Here is a 14,520-nt window from a genome sequence, read left to right on the forward strand (position 1 = left end):
ACAAACACCATGACGATAGGAACACCGAGCGCGATGACCGATAGCTTCACGCCTACCGCGACTACCGATCAGGATTCCGGCCGGCCGAGTGTCTCGGTCCTGGTTCCTACCTTCAACGTCGAGCAGTACCTTGAGGCCGCGCTCGACAGCCTGATCCATCAGACGTTGACCGACCTGGAGATCATCTGCGTCGACGACGGCTCGACCGACTCGAGCTCGGAGATCCTGGCGCGGTACGCGCAGGAGTACTCGGTCCGCCTCAAGGTCGTCACCCAGGCCAACGCGGGCTACGGCGTGGCCATGAACGTTGCACTCCGGCACGCGACCGGCGAGTACATCGGAATCCTTGAGCCGGACGACGTCGTGCGGCCGGCCATGTTCGAGACGCTCTGGCGTGCGGGGCGGGAGCACGACCTTGACATCGTGAAGGCGGACTACCTGCGCTTCCGCGGGGTCGGCGAGCACCGCACCGAGGTGATCGTGCCGTCTGCGTCGAACCCGGCGGTCTACGGCCAGGTCCTCGACCCGGCCGAGCAGGTCGGAATCTTCCGCTACCCGATGAACACCTGGTGCGGCATCTACCGCCGAGAGTTCCTCGTCGAGAACGAGATCTGGCACCACGAGACCCCGGGTGCGTCGTACCAGGACAACGGGTTCTTCTTCCAGACGATGTGCCTTGCTCGCCGAGTCATGTACGTCAACGAGGTCTTCTACGAGAACCGCCGCGACAACCCCAACTCCTCGGTGAAGTCGACCGGCAAGGCGGACGTGGCGCTGCAGGAGTACGACTGGATCCGGGAATGGCTCCTCGGGCACTCCGAGCTGTCGGAGGACTTCATCGGCGTCTACGGGCTCAAGCGGTGGCACAACATCGACTTCACGATGAAGCGTCTGGCACCCAGCCTGCGCCGGGAGTACTGCCACATGGTGTCGGACGTGCTGAAGAAGGACGCCGAGCGCGGCATGCTGATCCAGTCGGCGTTCGGCGTCGGCGAATGGAGCCGCGTCCAGTGGATCATGCGGGACGCGGACGAGTACTACTACCAGCACGAGACCGCTCGCGTGAAGGTGTCCGTCGTCATCCCGGTCTACAACGCGATGCCTTATCTCAAGGACTGCTTGGCGTCGCTCCGGGCGCAGTCACTTCGTGACCTGGAGATCATCCTGGTCGACGACGGCTCGACCGACGGCTCGATGGAGGAACTGCAGAACTTCACCGAGTCCGACCCCTACGACCGCGTCACCCTGCTGTCGCAGGAGCACCAGGGGGCCGGTGCCGCACGCAATCTCGGTCTGGACAGCGCGCAGGGCGAGTACGTGGCATTCCTGGACGCCGACGACGTCTTCGACCCGGGGATGCTCGGGCGTGCCTACGGCAAGGCGAAGGCGGACCGCGCGTCCATCTGCGTCTTCCGCTCCCGTGACCTGGACTCGGACACCGGCCGCACGAGCCCGATCAAGCACGCGGTCAGGATCGCGGAGCTGCCCAAGGCCCGCCCGTTTCCTGCCGCCGCCATCTCGGCGAACCCCTTCTTCGCCTTCGTGGGATGGCCCTGGGACAAGCTCTTCCTGCGCACCTACCTGCAGAACACGGGGCTCCGCTTCCAGGAGCTGACCTCGACGAACGACGCCTACTTCGTCTACTCGGCACTGCTGTCCTGCGACCGGATCACCATCCTGGACGAGGAGCTCGTCTCTCACCGTCGGAACGTCAAGACCTCGATCTCGAACTCGACGTCGAAGTCCCCGGACAACGCACACCTCGCGCTCCTGGCGATTCGTGACCAGCTCGTGCGCAGCGGCATCTACCCGCCCTTGCAGCGCAAGTTCGTCAACTACGCCTTGCATCTTCTGCTCTGGCACCTCACCAACCTGCCGACAGATGCGCGAGAGGACTTCTACAAGACCCTGGTCACCGACTGGTTCCCCGAGCTCGGCGTGTCCGAGCAGCCGCTGGACTTCTTCACGCGGCCGAAGGACCGGGCGTTGCTGGGCATGATCCGGTACACGCAGGAGCACGGCACCGGGTCGTACTGGGACCTGCCGTTCCTCGACACGGACCCCGAGCACCGAGCGGAGCTCAAGCGGGTCTACGCCGCCCTGGGGAAGGGTGCTGTCGACCCGGGCGGCGCGGACCAGCGCGTCCGGCAGCTCGAGCGCCAGGTCGCGTTGGAGCAGCGCAGGATCGTCCAGATCCGCACGTCGGAGACGTGGCGGGTCGGTCAGGCGGTCACCGTCGTGCCGCGGCGGATCGCCGACTTCTTCAAGCGCTGAACAGGGGATTCACATGAACGCTGATCTTGTTGTCGTCGGGTCGGGATTCTTCGGACTGACCGTCGCCGAACGTATCGCGGAGGAGTACGGCCGGAAGGTCCTGGTGATCGACCGGCGCCCGCACATCGGTGGTAACGCCTACAGCGAGGCGGAGAAGACCACCGGGATCGAGGTGCACCGCTACGGTGCCCACCTGTTCCACACGTCGAACGAGCGGGTCTGGGAGTACGTGAACCGGTTCACCGCGTTCACGAACTACGTGCACCGTGTGTACACCACGCACAGGGGTGAGGTGTTCCCGATGCCGATCAACCTCGGCACCGTGAACCAGTTCTTCCGCTCCGCTCACGGGCCCGAAGCGGCGCGTGCGCTCATCAAGGAGCAGGCGGCCGAGCTCGGGGGCAAGCAGCCGGAGAACCTCGACGAGCAGGGCGTGTCGCTGATCGGTCGCCCGCTCTATGAGGCTTTCATCCGTGAGTACACGGCCAAGCAGTGGCAGACGGACCCGACCGAGCTGCCGGCCTCGATCATCTCGCGACTGCCGGTGCGCTACACGTACGACAACCGCTACTTCAACGACACGCACGAAGGCCTGCCGGTCGACGGCTATACCCGGTGGATCGAGCGCATGGCGGACCACAAGAACATCGAGGTGCGCCTTGGCGTGGACTTCTTCGACAGGACGCAGCCTGTGAGCAAGGGCAACGTGGTCGGGAACGTGCCGGTCGTGTACACGGGTCCGGTCGACCGGTACTTCGACTACGCAGAAGGCGAGATGTCGTGGCGCACCCTCGACTTCGAGGAGGAAGTGCTCGAGACCGGTGACTTCCAGGGGACCCCGGTGATGAACTACGCGGACGCCGATGTGCCGTACACACGCATCCACGAGTTCCGGCACTTCCACCCGGAACGGGACTACCCCACCGACAAGACGGTCATCATGCGTGAGTTCTCGCGCTTCGCCGAACGCTCGGACGAGCCGTACTACCCGGTGAACACCGTCGAGGACCGCGAGCGGCTGCTCAAGTACCGGGATCTCGCCGCCAACGAGAAGGACGTCCTGTTCGGCGGACGGCTGGGCACGTACCAGTACCTCGACATGCACATGGCCATCGGTGCCGCGCTGTCGATGGTGGACAACAAGCTCGCTGGTCACTACGCCTAAGAGAGGAGTCGATGTGAGTTTCGAGGACAATGAGGTCTACTACAACAACGTACGCGTCGTCTCGGCCGACGCTCTGCCTCAAGATGTGGCGATCCAGTTCAGCTCCAGAAGTCGGCAGAATGTCGTTCGGCTGCACGATGTGGGCGGCAGCGGTCGCGTCTCCATCGATCTGAGGCAAGCGGTTGGGTGCAAAGTTCTGATCGGGTCGGGTAACACCGTGGTCAGTGGCGCGCTGAACATCACGTTCCCGATGAACGCGGGCCGTCCCACGGCCGGGGCATTCGTGGTGATCGGCCACGCCAACTCGTTCACGGGCGGCGCATCCATCCAGGCACCGTTCACCGCCGGCCAGGGCATTACGATCGGCTCCAGGAATCTCATTGCCCCGGGGCTTTCTGTTCGCGGCAGCAATCACGCGGTATTTGATCTGGCAACCGGGCTCCAGAGCAACTCCGAGGTTGGCTCGACGATTGGCTCGAGAAACTGGCTCGGAAATGGTGTGAACGTGTTCAACCGAGGTGGTATCGGCAACGACTCGGTCGTCGCACTCGGGGCAATCGTCAACAAGGACTGGAGCGCTACGGGGAACGTCGCCCTGGCGGGAATGCCTGCGCGTGTTGTATCAGAGGGAATTGCCTGGACGCGCGAGATGTACTACTCCACCCTCGAAGACGTTCCGTCACCGGACCTGACGATCGGGATCACGACCTACGAAAGGCCGTTGTCCTTGCGGCGCGCCCTGGACAGCGTTCTGAGTCAGAAACTGCCTGCTGGCTCACAGGTCGAGGTGCTGGTCGTCGACGACGGTTCGGATTCGGCGTCGTTCAAGGAGCTCTGGGCGGCGCTCGGGGATCTCCCCCGGACGAAGGGGTTCACGGTTCAAGGATTGTGCAATCCAGAACCAACAGGAGGGCCGTCCGCAGGGAGAAATTCTGTCATCGATGTCGCGCGCGGGTCTCACGTCATGTTCCTGGATGACGACGACCAGCTCGCGGAGGGCGCTCTGACCCCGCTCTTGGAATACATTGCGTCGTCCACGGCCCAGCGAACCTCGCTGCGTTACCGTCGGGCTGGGCGATCAATCCTTCTTGCACCGGCAATGCGCCACGAACGGCTGGACATCGTCGACTCGCTCTGGACCATGCTGCCGCCGAGTATCTACCGGACGAGCGACATCCGTGGCTACCGGAGCAAGTTTCCCGAAGGCGTTCACTACGGTGAGGACAATGAATTCGTCCTGCATTTCTCGGTGCGAGCTGAGAATTTCACCGCTCTTTGCGATCGTGACTATGTCATTATCGGTGACCCTGTCGCCGGAGAGGGTGCGCACCTTTCTCAAGGTAAGGGGAGCTGGGAGGAGTTTCTCCGGGGAGTGATCTCGCACCTGGACAGGCTCGCCAAGATCATCGACGGCGCTGATATCCCTGCATACGTCCGTGATCGGCTCGCAGCGAAATGCCTCATTGGTCGGGGAATCACATCTTACGAGCTCGCGCGACGTCTTGGGGACATGGATGACTCGGACCTCGCGGCAGATCTGCTGAGTGCGTATTCGGGGATCATCAACGACAGCATTCCCGAGGCGGCGATCTTGCGGTTCGCGCGAGAGAATTCGCTCGAAAGAGAAATCGCTGCTGTTGTCGGAAACGACCTCGACGCGCTACGGGCTGCCAGGGCGTACACGGGAGCTGCAAGCTAGCCCGTGCCCGGTGATTCGCGGGGCGAGAGGGCGGTTGGGTGTGAGGGTCACCGACATCGGGAGGATGCGCCCGTCGCTCGTGGTCTTCGCGCGACGCCGCCCCTCGACAGAGCCCCGTACATCGCGGAGATCCCGGTGCCGCCTGCCCGCAGCGAACGTCCTGTGCGGGCAGGCGGCTTCCGCGCACCGCCTCGGTTGCCGCGGCAGCTGCCGGCCTTTACCCCAGGCCGGCGGCGGAGTGTGCTTCGAATGCTTCTCTCGCCGCGCTGACCCGGTCACAGAGTTCTCGAACCCATTTGTCGCTCACGATGCCATCTGGAATCGACTCTATGGTGATTGAGACGCGATCGTCCTTCGCGGGGACATCGAACCATTCTATTCCGGCCGACCGGATGCGCTGCATGAATGTTTCGAACTGTGCCTTGTCGCGAGGGAGGAACTGGATGTCGCAGACGTTTTTCTCGACCGAGATGTCAAAGGCGAACGTGGTCTCACCGGAAATGAACTCGTGGACGGAGGTCGGCCCTTGTGACCAGATCCAGTGCCTCTGCCAACGTCCCGGGAGGACATCTTTCATGGTCGCATGTATCGCCGCGACCTGATTCGCTACGATCTTTCGCGCCTGGTAATCGGAGGGTGCCTCGAACGACTCTCGCACGGAGCTGATCCGGTCGCGCAGCTCTCGAACCCATTTGTCGCTCACGATGCCGTCTGGAATCGACTCCCGGACGATCGAGACGCGGTCGTCCTTGTCGGCGACCGCGAACCATTCGATCCCGAGTGTCCGTATGCGTTGCATAAATGAATCGATCTGCGACTTGTCGCGAGGGAGGAATTGGATGTCGCAGACGTTTCCGTTGACCGAGACGTCAAAGGCGAACGTGGCTTCACCGGAAATGAACTCGTGGACGGAGGCCGGCCCCTGCGACCAGATCCAGTGTCTCCGCCAATCACCCGGAAGCGCATCCTTCATGACCGCATGAATTGCCGCCACCTGGTTCGCGACGAGACTTTCCTCGCTGGGTTCCGGGTCGGCTTGTGAACTGATCAGCTGGCGGTGGGCGCCGCTGGTCGGCGCTTGAGGCTGAGCGTCGGATGCCGGCGAACTGACGCTCGGCTGGCTGCCGGTGCCGCGCGGCGTTGCCGTCGGCCCCCATACGACCCGGCCCTCGGCGCCGGTGAGCCGACGCACGATCTCCAGGTACACCTTCTCCGCGTAGTGGAACGGCGCGTCTCCCCAAGGATGGTGCGGGCCCGACATGACCTCGGCCGGGTCAAGCGACACCACGTGCGCTCCCAGTGCCTGCGCCGCGATCTCGATGTAGGGACGGAAGACGGGATTGGCGTCCGCCGCGCGTACACCGAAGCTGTCCGGAGTCTGGTTCCCGCTCTCCGACCACTCGGCCCACGGGATGTCGAGCAGCACGATCGTCGCCTGCGGCATGTAGTGCTGGACGCGCTCCCCGATGTAGTTCATCGCGGTGCTCCAGTAGTCGAAGTGCTGCTGGGTGCCGAACGCGACGTGCTGGGTGCCCTGGGGCAGGTGCTGCTCCGCACCCGACTCGATGAGCTCGACCGAGCGGGTCACCATGGACCCGTCGGGCAGCAGGTAGGCACCGAGCCGTTCGTCGGTCAGGTCGACGAGCACCAGGTCCGTGGCCGAGCCGTGCGTGGCCAGCAGCGACCGGAGGCTGGACGAGAAGTCGCCGGTGACCATGCGCTGCTGGAAGCGGGACCCCAGCGTCGGCGGGGCCATGAGCTCGACCGGCTTCGTGTACGCGCTCAGCACCGACTGCCGGGCCACGTACTCGACGAGTGCGAACTCCTCCGGATCGAAGTGCTCGAACGTGTCCCGCGACACGCACGAACCGTAGATAAAGACCCTGGTCTTGCTCATGCTCCACCCTCTGCAGTAACGGCAGTGAACTCTTCCGACAGGTCGAGGTCCGGCAGCAGGCCGGGCAGCTCGGGCGCGAGCATGCGCCACGTCGCGTCCAGCACGCGGCTCGCGCTGCGCCCGTCGCCGTACGGGTTGATGGCCTGCGCCATGAGCTCGTAGGCGGCGTCGTCGGTCATCAGCCGGTGCACCTCGGCCACGATGCGGTCCTCGGCGGTGCCGATCAGGCGCGCTGTGCCGGCCTCGACTGCCTCGGGGCGCTCCGTGTTCTCGCGCATGACGAGCACCGGCTTGCCCAGGCTGGGCGCTTCCTCCTGGAGCCCGCCCGAGTCGGTGAGCACGACCGTGGACAGGGACAGCAGGTGCGTGAACTCGCCGTAGCCGAGCGGCTCGGTCACGGTGACGTTCGCCAGCCCGTCGAGGTGCGGCAGGACGGCGTCGCGCACCACGGGGTTGCGGTGTACCGGCAGCACGATCGCGGACTCGGGGAACCGCCGTGCGATCCGTGCCAGCGCGCGGCCTACGCCCTCCATCGCCGTGCCCCAGTTCTCCCGGCGGTGCGTCGTCACGAGCACGATCCGGCGGCCCGACGCCGCGACGCGCGCGAGGGCCGGGTCGGCGAACGCCGTCCGGCGCTCCACGGCCAGGTAGAGGGCGTCGATCACGGTGTTGCCGGTCACGACGATGTCCTCCAGCGGAACGCCCTCGGCCACCAGGTTCGCCAGGCTGCGCAGGGTCGGCGCGAGGTGCAGCGACGCGATCTGCGACGTGATCTTGCGGTTCGCCTCCTCCGGGAACGGCGACTGGATGTCGCCGCTGCGCAGTCCCGCCTCCAGGTGGACGACCGGGATCTGCCGGTAGAACGCGGCCAGCGCGGCCGCCGTCGACGTCGAGGTGTCGCCCTGCACCACGACGACGTCGGGCCGGCGGGCCTCCAGGATCGGGTCGAGCCGCGCCATGACGCGCGCGAAGATCTCCCCGAGCGTCTGGCCGTGGCTCATGATGTCGAGGTCGTGGTCGGGCACGATGCCGAAGACCTCGTTGACCTGGTCGAGCATCTCCCGGTGCTGGCCGGTCACGACCGTCACCGAGTCGAACCGGTCGTCGGCCTCCAGGGCCGCGACGACCGGGGCCACCTTGATGGCCTCCGGACGCGTCCCGTAGATAGTCATGACGAGGGGTCTGCTCACAGGTCGCTCCTCTCCGCACGGATGGCCGCGGCGCGCTCGGCCGCGGCCCTGGCCTGCTTGGCGTCGCGGCCCGTCGGCCGCGCATGCCGTTCCCGCACCCGCCCCCTGGGTGGTTCCGGCGTGTCGAACCGCACCTGCGTCTCGCGGCGCTCGGCGAACGCCTCCTCGAGGATCCGCTTGGCCTCTTCGGGCTTGTCCTTCGCGAAGGCCCACGCCCACTTGCGGTAGCGGACGGCGACGTCCTGCGCCTCGCCGTCGAGCACCAGGCGGCCGTGGTGCAGCCAGATGGCGCGGGTGCAGGACTCCTCGATGGTCTGGGCCGCGTGGCTCACCAGGAACACCGTGCCCGCCTGCTCGCGGAGCCTGGTCATCCGGGCCTCGCTGCGCTCCTTGAACGCGGCGTCGCCGGTGGCCAGGGCCTCGTCGATGAGCAGGATGTGCGGGCGGGCCGCCGTCGCGATGGCGAAGCGCAGGCGCGCTGCCATGCCGGAGGAGTAGGTGCGCATCGGCAGGTAGATGGACTTGCCCAGGCCGGCCAGCTCGATCACGTCGGGGATGGCGGCCTGCGCCTCGGCGGGGGAGAGCCCCATCGCCAGGCAGCCCAGGCGCACGTTCTCCTCGCCCGGCAGGTCCGGGACCAGGGCCGCGTTGACGCCGATGAGCACGGGCGTGCTCTCGGCCAGCACCTGGCCCTTGGTGGGCTTCTCCAGCCCGGCGATGATCCGCAGCAGCGTGCTCTTGCCCGAGCCGTTCTGCCCCACGAGGCCGATCTGCTCGCCGGAGTTGGCGACGAACGAGATGTCCGTCAGGGCGCGCACCGTCACCTTGGGCTCCTGGCCCATGACGTTCAGCACGGCCCGCTTTACCTTGGCCCGGCGGCCGTGGCTCGTGTCCGTGGACGGCGTCCGGTAGAACATCCGCAGGCCCTGCACGGCAACCGTGGGCCAGAGCACGGGCGTGCTCCCGGACTTCGGCCGGACGGCGGCGAGCTGGCCGGTGTGCGGCGGGGCCTGCACGGACATCGGGATCGCGCCCGTCATCGGCCGCTGAGCGGCCTGGGCCGGCAGCGGCATCGACGCGGGGCCGTTCTGGCCGGCCGGCGACGGCGGCATCGGGTAGTCGAGATCAGCGGCCATAGCTCTCCTCCGCCCGCCAGAAGACGACGAACCCGATCACCAGCGTGCCGACGGCCCAGCCGCCCAGCACGACCCAGCGCATCGGGTCGGGCGTCGTCGCGTACAGGACGCAGTCCCGCACGATGTCGAGCACGATGAACATCGGGTTCGCCTCGAGCCACACCTTGATGTCGGGCTTGTCGGCCAGGAGGTGGTCGAACGAGAAGAACACCGCGGACGCGTAGAGCCAGACCCGCATCGCCATGCCGATGAGGTTGGTGATGTCGGGCAGCGCGGCGGCCCACCGGGCGACCAGCAGCGCCAGCCCCGTGGTGAACATGACCTGGAGCGCCAGGGCGCCGGCCACCAGCGCGAGGCGCCAGGTGTACTCCTCGGCCGGAGGTATGAAGTAGATCAGCGCGGCGAGCGTGACCAGGGTGGGGCCCAGGTTGAGCAGGTTGCGCAGCACCACGGAGATCGGCAGTGCCGCGCGCGGGAACGTGAACGCCCGGATCAGGTTCTTTCCGGTCTGCACGGACCGGGCGCCGCCGTTGATCGACTGCGTGGTGAACTGGAACAGGAACACGCCGATCAGCAGGTACCCGAGGAAGTTGTCGATGCCCCGCTGGTTGTTCATCAGCAGCCCGAACACGAGGAAGTACACCGCGCCGTCGATCAGCGGGTTCAGCACCAGCCACGCCTTGCCCAGCAGGCTCTGCCGCGTCCCGCTGGCCACCTTCGCGCGCGCGTCGGCCCACAGGAAGTGCCGGCGCGCCCACAGCAGCCGCACGTACTGCCCCAGCGGCGGTCGCGCTCCCACGCGCGACAGGTTGCCGAGCGTCACCAGCTTCGTCGTCGTCGGCGAGGCGTCGAACAGCGCCGCGTACGAACCGGTCTCCGGCCCCGCGCTCATACCCTCACCCCCAGGCACTTCCGGTAGGCGCCCAGGTAGGTCTCCGCGTTACGCACCCATGTCCTCTCGGTAGCCACCCCCTGGCCGAGCTCCACCAGCTCGGCCCGTCGTCCCGCATCGGCCAGGAGCCCGCCGACGGCGTCCGCCCAGCCCGCCAGGTCGTCCGCGTCGACGTGCAGTCCCGCCCCGCCCACCGCCTCGACGAGCGCGGGCAGCGCGCTCGCCACGACCGGCCGCCCCACCGCCATCGCCTCGACCGGCTTGAGCGGCGTCACCAGGCGCGTCACCTCGTGGTCGCGCCGCGGCACCAGCACCACGTCGAGCGCCGCCAGCCAGGTCAGCGCCACGTCGGGCGGCACGCGCCCGGGCAGCACCACGTGGTCGGCCACGCCGAGCTCGTGCGCGAGCCGCGCCAGACCCGGCCGGGAGACGCCGTCGCCCACCAGGACGCCCGTCACCTCCTGGCCGCGCGCGCGGAGCGTCGCCACGGTGCGGACCACGGTCTCCAGGCCCTCGTAGTCGACCAGGCTGCTCACCGTGCCGATCGCGGGACCCGCGGGCAGGCCCAGGGCCGCCCGTGCCGCTTCCGGCGCCGGGTGGTGCGCGGCGAGCAGGGCGTCCGGCACGGCGTTCGGCACCACGGTGATGTGCCCGGCGGGCACGCCCCGCGCCACGAGCGCGTCGCGCATCGTGCCGCTGAGCGTCACCACCGCGTCGGCGGCCAGGGCCAGCTCGGTCTCCTTGGCCTGCATCAGCGCCCGACGGCGGGACGCCGCCGCCCGCGCCCGCGCCTCGGCCGTGCCCTGCGCCGCCACCCAGGTCTCCTCGGGCAGACCGCGCACCTCGTACACCCACGGGATGCCGAGTCGGCGGGCGGCCGCACGGGCCAGCGACCCGACGGCGGCCGGGGTGGTCGTGTGCAGCACGTCAGCGCCCGCCGCGCGGGCCGCCTCGACCAGCAGGTCCGTCTCCTGGGCGGCGCGGCGCGCGGCGTCGGACGCCGCCCGCGCGGGAACCAGCCGGCGGTAGGCGACGCCGTCCACGACGTCGGTCGCGCGCGCCGCGAGCGACCCGATGGTCAGGGGATAGCCCGGCCGGGTCGTGGCCGACGCGTCGAGCCCGTGGGCGCGCTGTGCCACCAGGATCGCGTGCGAGCGCAGCGTGTAGCCGCTCTGCGTGTGCGGCAGGGAGTTGGTCAGGTGGTGCAGCACGGTGACGGTGCCCGACGGCGGGCCGCCGGCGCGGCCGGGGCCGGCCGCCTCGTCCCGGGGCCCGGGCCGGAGCTCGGCCACCTGCGCGCGCAGCCCGGCGGGCGCGTCCGGCCCGATCGCCTCGACGTCGCCCAGGAGCCAGGCCGCGCGGTACCGCGCGGGACCCGCCCCGGCGACGCCGTCGACCAGCTCGGGGCGGCCCACCGCCACGGCCACCTCCGCCGCGACCCGTCGTCCCCGGTTCCCCGGGCGGTCCAGCAGCCGCTCCGCCTCGTCGGCGGCACCCGTGACGTCGCCCGCGAGCATGCGGCCCAGCGCGTGCCGGGCCGACGGCGTCGGCGCCAGGTTCAGGGCGCCCACCAGCGGCCGGCGCACCCGCTCGGGCGCCCGGCGGGCCGCCTGCACGGCGAGCCACAGCGGGTCCTCGACGACGGTGCGGGCCACGAAGGACGTGGTGAAGCCCAGGTTGCGCGCGAGCTCGCCCGCACGCCGGAACGGTCGTGCCATCAGTATCGGGCCCCTCGTTCGGCGGGCTCGGGCCGCAGCGGGTGGGGGAGCAGCTCGTCGAGCAGCTCGGTGTACCGGTGCCCCAGCACCTCGTCGCTGGCGTGCTCGGCCACCCACGTGGCGGCGTCGGGCGAGGCGGCGGGCACGACGCCGTCGGACAGCCAGCCGCACCACAGGTCGGCGAGGCCCTCGACGTCGCCGGGGTGCACCACGGCGCCCGCGCCGTTCGCCGAGACCAGGCTCGCGGCCTCGCCGGCGAGGCACGCGGAGGCGACCACGCCCGAGGCCATGACCTCGTACAGCTTGGACGGGACGGTCCACTCGAACGGCGCCCAGTCGCGCAGCGAGACGATCGCGGTGTCCGCCCACGCGTACAGGTCGCGCACCTGGGTGGACGGCACGGACGGCTCGACCCGGACCGGTGCCCCGAGCTCGGCCGCGAGCAGGCGCAGCGGCTCCAGCTCGTTGCCGTGGCCCACGATCCGCACGTCGAGCGCGTACCCGCGCTCCTGCACCAGCGCCGCGGCGCGGACCACGACGTCCAGGCCCTGCGAACGGCCCACGGTGCCCGCGTACACGGCGCGCAGCGGGCGGCCCGCCAGCGGCACGGGGGCGTGCTCCCGGACGGCCTCGAACGCCGTGCCGTTACGTACCACCGCGACATTACGGACGCCGCGGGAACGCAGCACCTCCGCGAACGCCGCGGTGGTGGTGACCACGAGGTCGGCCCGGGCCTGCAGCCGGGTCACGGTGCGGTGCACCACGCGCGCGGCGAGGTCGCGGACCAGCCGGCGCAGGTCGGTGCGGCGGCCCCGGCGCAGCAGGATGCCGCTGGGCTCGATGAGGTCGGGCCAGGCGTCGCGCATCTCGACGACCAGGCGGGCGCGGTGCCAGCGGGCGAGCGCCCAGCCGGCGACGACGCTGGGGATCCCGGGCACCGTGGCGATGACCACGGCAGGCCGCCCGGCCGGCCGGCGCACGCCGCGCAGCACCGAGCTCACGGCTGCGACGAGCTGGTCCGCGACCCGTGACCCGAGCCCATGAGAATGCTCGCGGAAATTCACCCGGATGATCTTCTCGCCATGGTTTCCCGTAGTTACCGCACCGGGTGAGAAAGCGGGTGAATAATGGGTGATCTTTCCCGAGGGGTAGTGCGGCGGAGGGGTCAGTACGGTTACCGGATAACCCGCCGGGACAAGGTGCCCGGACAGGGCTCCCCACCGCCTCTGCGGGGCTCCGGTCTCGGGTGCGTAGTGGTGCGTGACGAGGAGAACCGCGCGGTTCTGCTGCCGTCTGACGCGTGCGACCACGCTCGTTCCCCTCTCTGTTCGGCGCCCTGCCGACCTTTAACGGAATTCACCCGCAAGGGCATTCTCCGGTTGCGGTGCAGGCTTAAGGGTAGTAGTCGGAATCGATACTAAGATCACCGGCCATGGCCGCACCCGATCGAATGAACGACTATCTCTCCGGACCCAACCCCGTCGACGGGGGGCTGCGTCACGCGCGACGCGGCCGACGGGGCAAGGGGTTTGTCGCCGGAATCGTCGTCGGTGCCCTCCTGCTGGTGGGTGGCGGAGCCACCGCCGCCTGGTTCGGCTACCGCGCCTCGCTCGACGGCAACCTCGAGCGGATCGACGCCTTCGAGGGCGTCGACGAGTCGACCCGCCCCAGCGCCGCGCCCTCCGACGGTCCGGACGCCCCCGTGAACATCCTGGTGCTCGGCTCCGACAGCCGGATCTCCGCCGGTGACCCGAACGCCTGGGAGGCCGGCGCCCAGCGCACCGACGCGATCATGCTCGTGCACCTGTCGGCCGACCGGCAGACCGCCGCGGCCATCTCCATCCCGCGCGACTCCTGGGTGCCCATCCCCGGCGTCGGCGAGGCCAAGATCAACGCCGCGTTCTCCTACGGTGGCCCCGCGCTGATGATCCAGACGGTCGAGCAGCTCACCGGCGTGCGCGTCGACCACTTCGCCGTGACCGACTTCCAGTCGTTCACCACCCTCACCGACTCCCTGGACGGCGTCGAGATCACCGTGCCCGACGGCGCCGGCGGCTCGGTGCGCCAGGCGATGAACGGCGAGGAGGCGCTCGCCTTCGCCCGCGAGCGGCACGCCCTGGCGAACGGTGACTTCGGCCGCGTGCAGCGGCAGCAGGCCTGGATGCGTGCCATCGTGGCCAAGGCCAACAACAACCGGAGCGACCCCCTGAAGATGGCGGGCTTCCTGCAGGCCGTCACCAGCTCCGTGGCCGTGGACGAGGACTTCACCTTCGACCGGATGCAGGAGCTGTTCCAGAGCGCGGGGGACATCTCCACGAACGACATCACGTTCATGACCGCGCCCTACACGGGCACCGGGCGCAGCGCCGACGGGCAGTCGATCGTCGTGCTGGACCGCGCGGCCTTCGACCCGCTGATGGCGGCCGTCGCGAAGGACGACCTCCCGGGCTTCCTGGCCGACGCCCCGGAGAACATGGACCTGCTGCCCGCCGTCGTGCAGTAGCCGCCGTCGTGCAACGACGGAACGGGCCGCCGTCCCCTCGGGGACC

The 14,520-nt window shown here is 68.8% G+C and carries 10 protein-coding genes; 4 read left to right on the forward strand and 6 right to left on the reverse strand.

From position 1 onward, the window contains the following. Positions 1–33: 33 nt before the first annotated feature. The 3 genes from ACFU5G_RS13700 to ACFU5G_RS13710 are packed head-to-tail and all read left to right on the forward strand — an operon-like array spanning position 34 to position 5,138. On the forward strand, positions 34–2,274 hold the full coding sequence (locus ACFU5G_RS13700) for a glycosyltransferase (protein ID WP_377245167.1): 2,241 nt from the start codon (positions 34–36) through the stop codon (positions 2,272–2,274). Positions 2,275–2,287: 13 nt separating this feature from the next. Continuing rightward, positions 2,288–3,439: a UDP-galactopyranose mutase gene (glf, locus tag ACFU5G_RS13705; protein ID WP_377245170.1), complete on the forward strand. Its 1,152-nt coding sequence runs from the start codon at positions 2,288–2,290 to the stop codon at positions 3,437–3,439. Between the two features lie 13 nt (positions 3,440–3,452). After that, the gene (locus ACFU5G_RS13710) at positions 3,453–5,138 is read left to right on the forward strand and encodes a glycosyltransferase (protein ID WP_377245173.1); all 1,686 of its coding nucleotides are present in this window, start codon (positions 3,453–3,455) and stop codon (positions 5,136–5,138) included. Between the two features lie 217 nt (positions 5,139–5,355). Here ACFU5G_RS13710 and ACFU5G_RS13715 read toward each other — a convergent pair whose 3' ends face one another. From ACFU5G_RS13715 to ACFU5G_RS13740, 6 genes are read right to left on the reverse strand one after another with little or no spacing between them, the layout of a single operon-like run. Further along, positions 5,356–7,035: a DUF6270 domain-containing protein gene (locus ACFU5G_RS13715; protein ID WP_377245176.1), complete on the reverse strand. Its 1,680-nt coding sequence runs from the start codon at positions 7,033–7,035 to the stop codon at positions 5,356–5,358. Then, the gene (wecB, locus tag ACFU5G_RS13720) at positions 7,032–8,207 is read right to left on the reverse strand and encodes a non-hydrolyzing UDP-N-acetylglucosamine 2-epimerase (protein WP_377245197.1); all 1,176 of its coding nucleotides are present in this window, start codon (positions 8,205–8,207) and stop codon (positions 7,032–7,034) included. The genes ACFU5G_RS13715 and wecB overlap by 4 nt, the downstream gene beginning before the upstream one ends. Before the next feature lie 14 nt (positions 8,208–8,221). Then, entirely contained in the window at positions 8,222–9,361 is a 1,140-nt protein-coding gene (locus ACFU5G_RS13725; RefSeq protein WP_377245179.1) for an ABC transporter ATP-binding protein, read from the reverse strand. After that, on the reverse strand, positions 9,351–10,253 hold the full coding sequence (locus ACFU5G_RS13730; protein ID WP_377245182.1) for an ABC transporter permease: 903 nt from the start codon (positions 10,251–10,253) through the stop codon (positions 9,351–9,353). Before ACFU5G_RS13730 ends, ACFU5G_RS13725 begins: the two co-directional genes overlap by 11 nt. Further along, positions 10,250–11,971, reverse strand: coding sequence for a glycosyltransferase (locus ACFU5G_RS13735; RefSeq protein ID WP_377245185.1), 1,722 nt, complete (start codon positions 11,969–11,971; stop codon positions 10,250–10,252). The genes ACFU5G_RS13730 and ACFU5G_RS13735 overlap by 4 nt, the downstream gene beginning before the upstream one ends. Continuing rightward, entirely contained in the window at positions 11,971–13,281 is a 1,311-nt protein-coding gene (locus ACFU5G_RS13740; protein WP_377245188.1) for a glycosyltransferase family 4 protein, read from the reverse strand. Before ACFU5G_RS13740 ends, ACFU5G_RS13735 begins: the two co-directional genes overlap by 1 nt. 254 nt (positions 13,282–13,535) lie before the next feature. Here ACFU5G_RS13740 and ACFU5G_RS13745 point away from each other — a divergent pair, with 254 nt between their 5' ends. Beyond that, entirely contained in the window at positions 13,536–14,474 is a 939-nt protein-coding gene (locus ACFU5G_RS13745) for an LCP family protein (protein ID WP_377245191.1), read from the forward strand. The last annotated feature ends 46 nt before the right edge of the window (positions 14,475–14,520 follow it).

The sequence above is a fragment of the Promicromonospora sp. NPDC057488 genome (assembly GCF_042802395.1).
In the GTDB taxonomy this organism is placed as follows: Bacteria; Actinomycetota; Actinomycetes; order Actinomycetales; family Cellulomonadaceae; genus Promicromonospora.

Excerpts from the sequence above, each read along its gene's own strand:
- ACFU5G_RS13700 (WP_377245167.1), top strand. The coding sequence starts at position 34 with ATGACCGATAGCTTCACGCCTACCGCGACTACCGATCAGGATTCCGGC.
- glf (WP_377245170.1), top strand. The coding sequence starts at position 2,288 with ATGAACGCTGATCTTGTTGTCGTCGGGTCGGGATTCTTCGGACTGACC.
- ACFU5G_RS13715 (WP_377245176.1), bottom strand. The coding sequence starts at position 7,035 with ATGAGCAAGACCAGGGTCTTTATCTACGGTTCGTGCGTGTCGCGGGAC.
- wecB (WP_377245197.1), bottom strand. The coding sequence starts at position 8,207 with ATGACTATCTACGGGACGCGTCCGGAGGCCATCAAGGTGGCCCCGGTC.
- ACFU5G_RS13725 (WP_377245179.1), bottom strand. The coding sequence starts at position 9,361 with ATGGCCGCTGATCTCGACTACCCGATGCCGCCGTCGCCGGCCGGCCAG.
- ACFU5G_RS13730 (WP_377245182.1), bottom strand. The coding sequence starts at position 10,253 with ATGAGCGCGGGGCCGGAGACCGGTTCGTACGCGGCGCTGTTCGACGCC.
- ACFU5G_RS13735 (WP_377245185.1), bottom strand. The coding sequence starts at position 11,971 with ATGGCACGACCGTTCCGGCGTGCGGGCGAGCTCGCGCGCAACCTGGGC.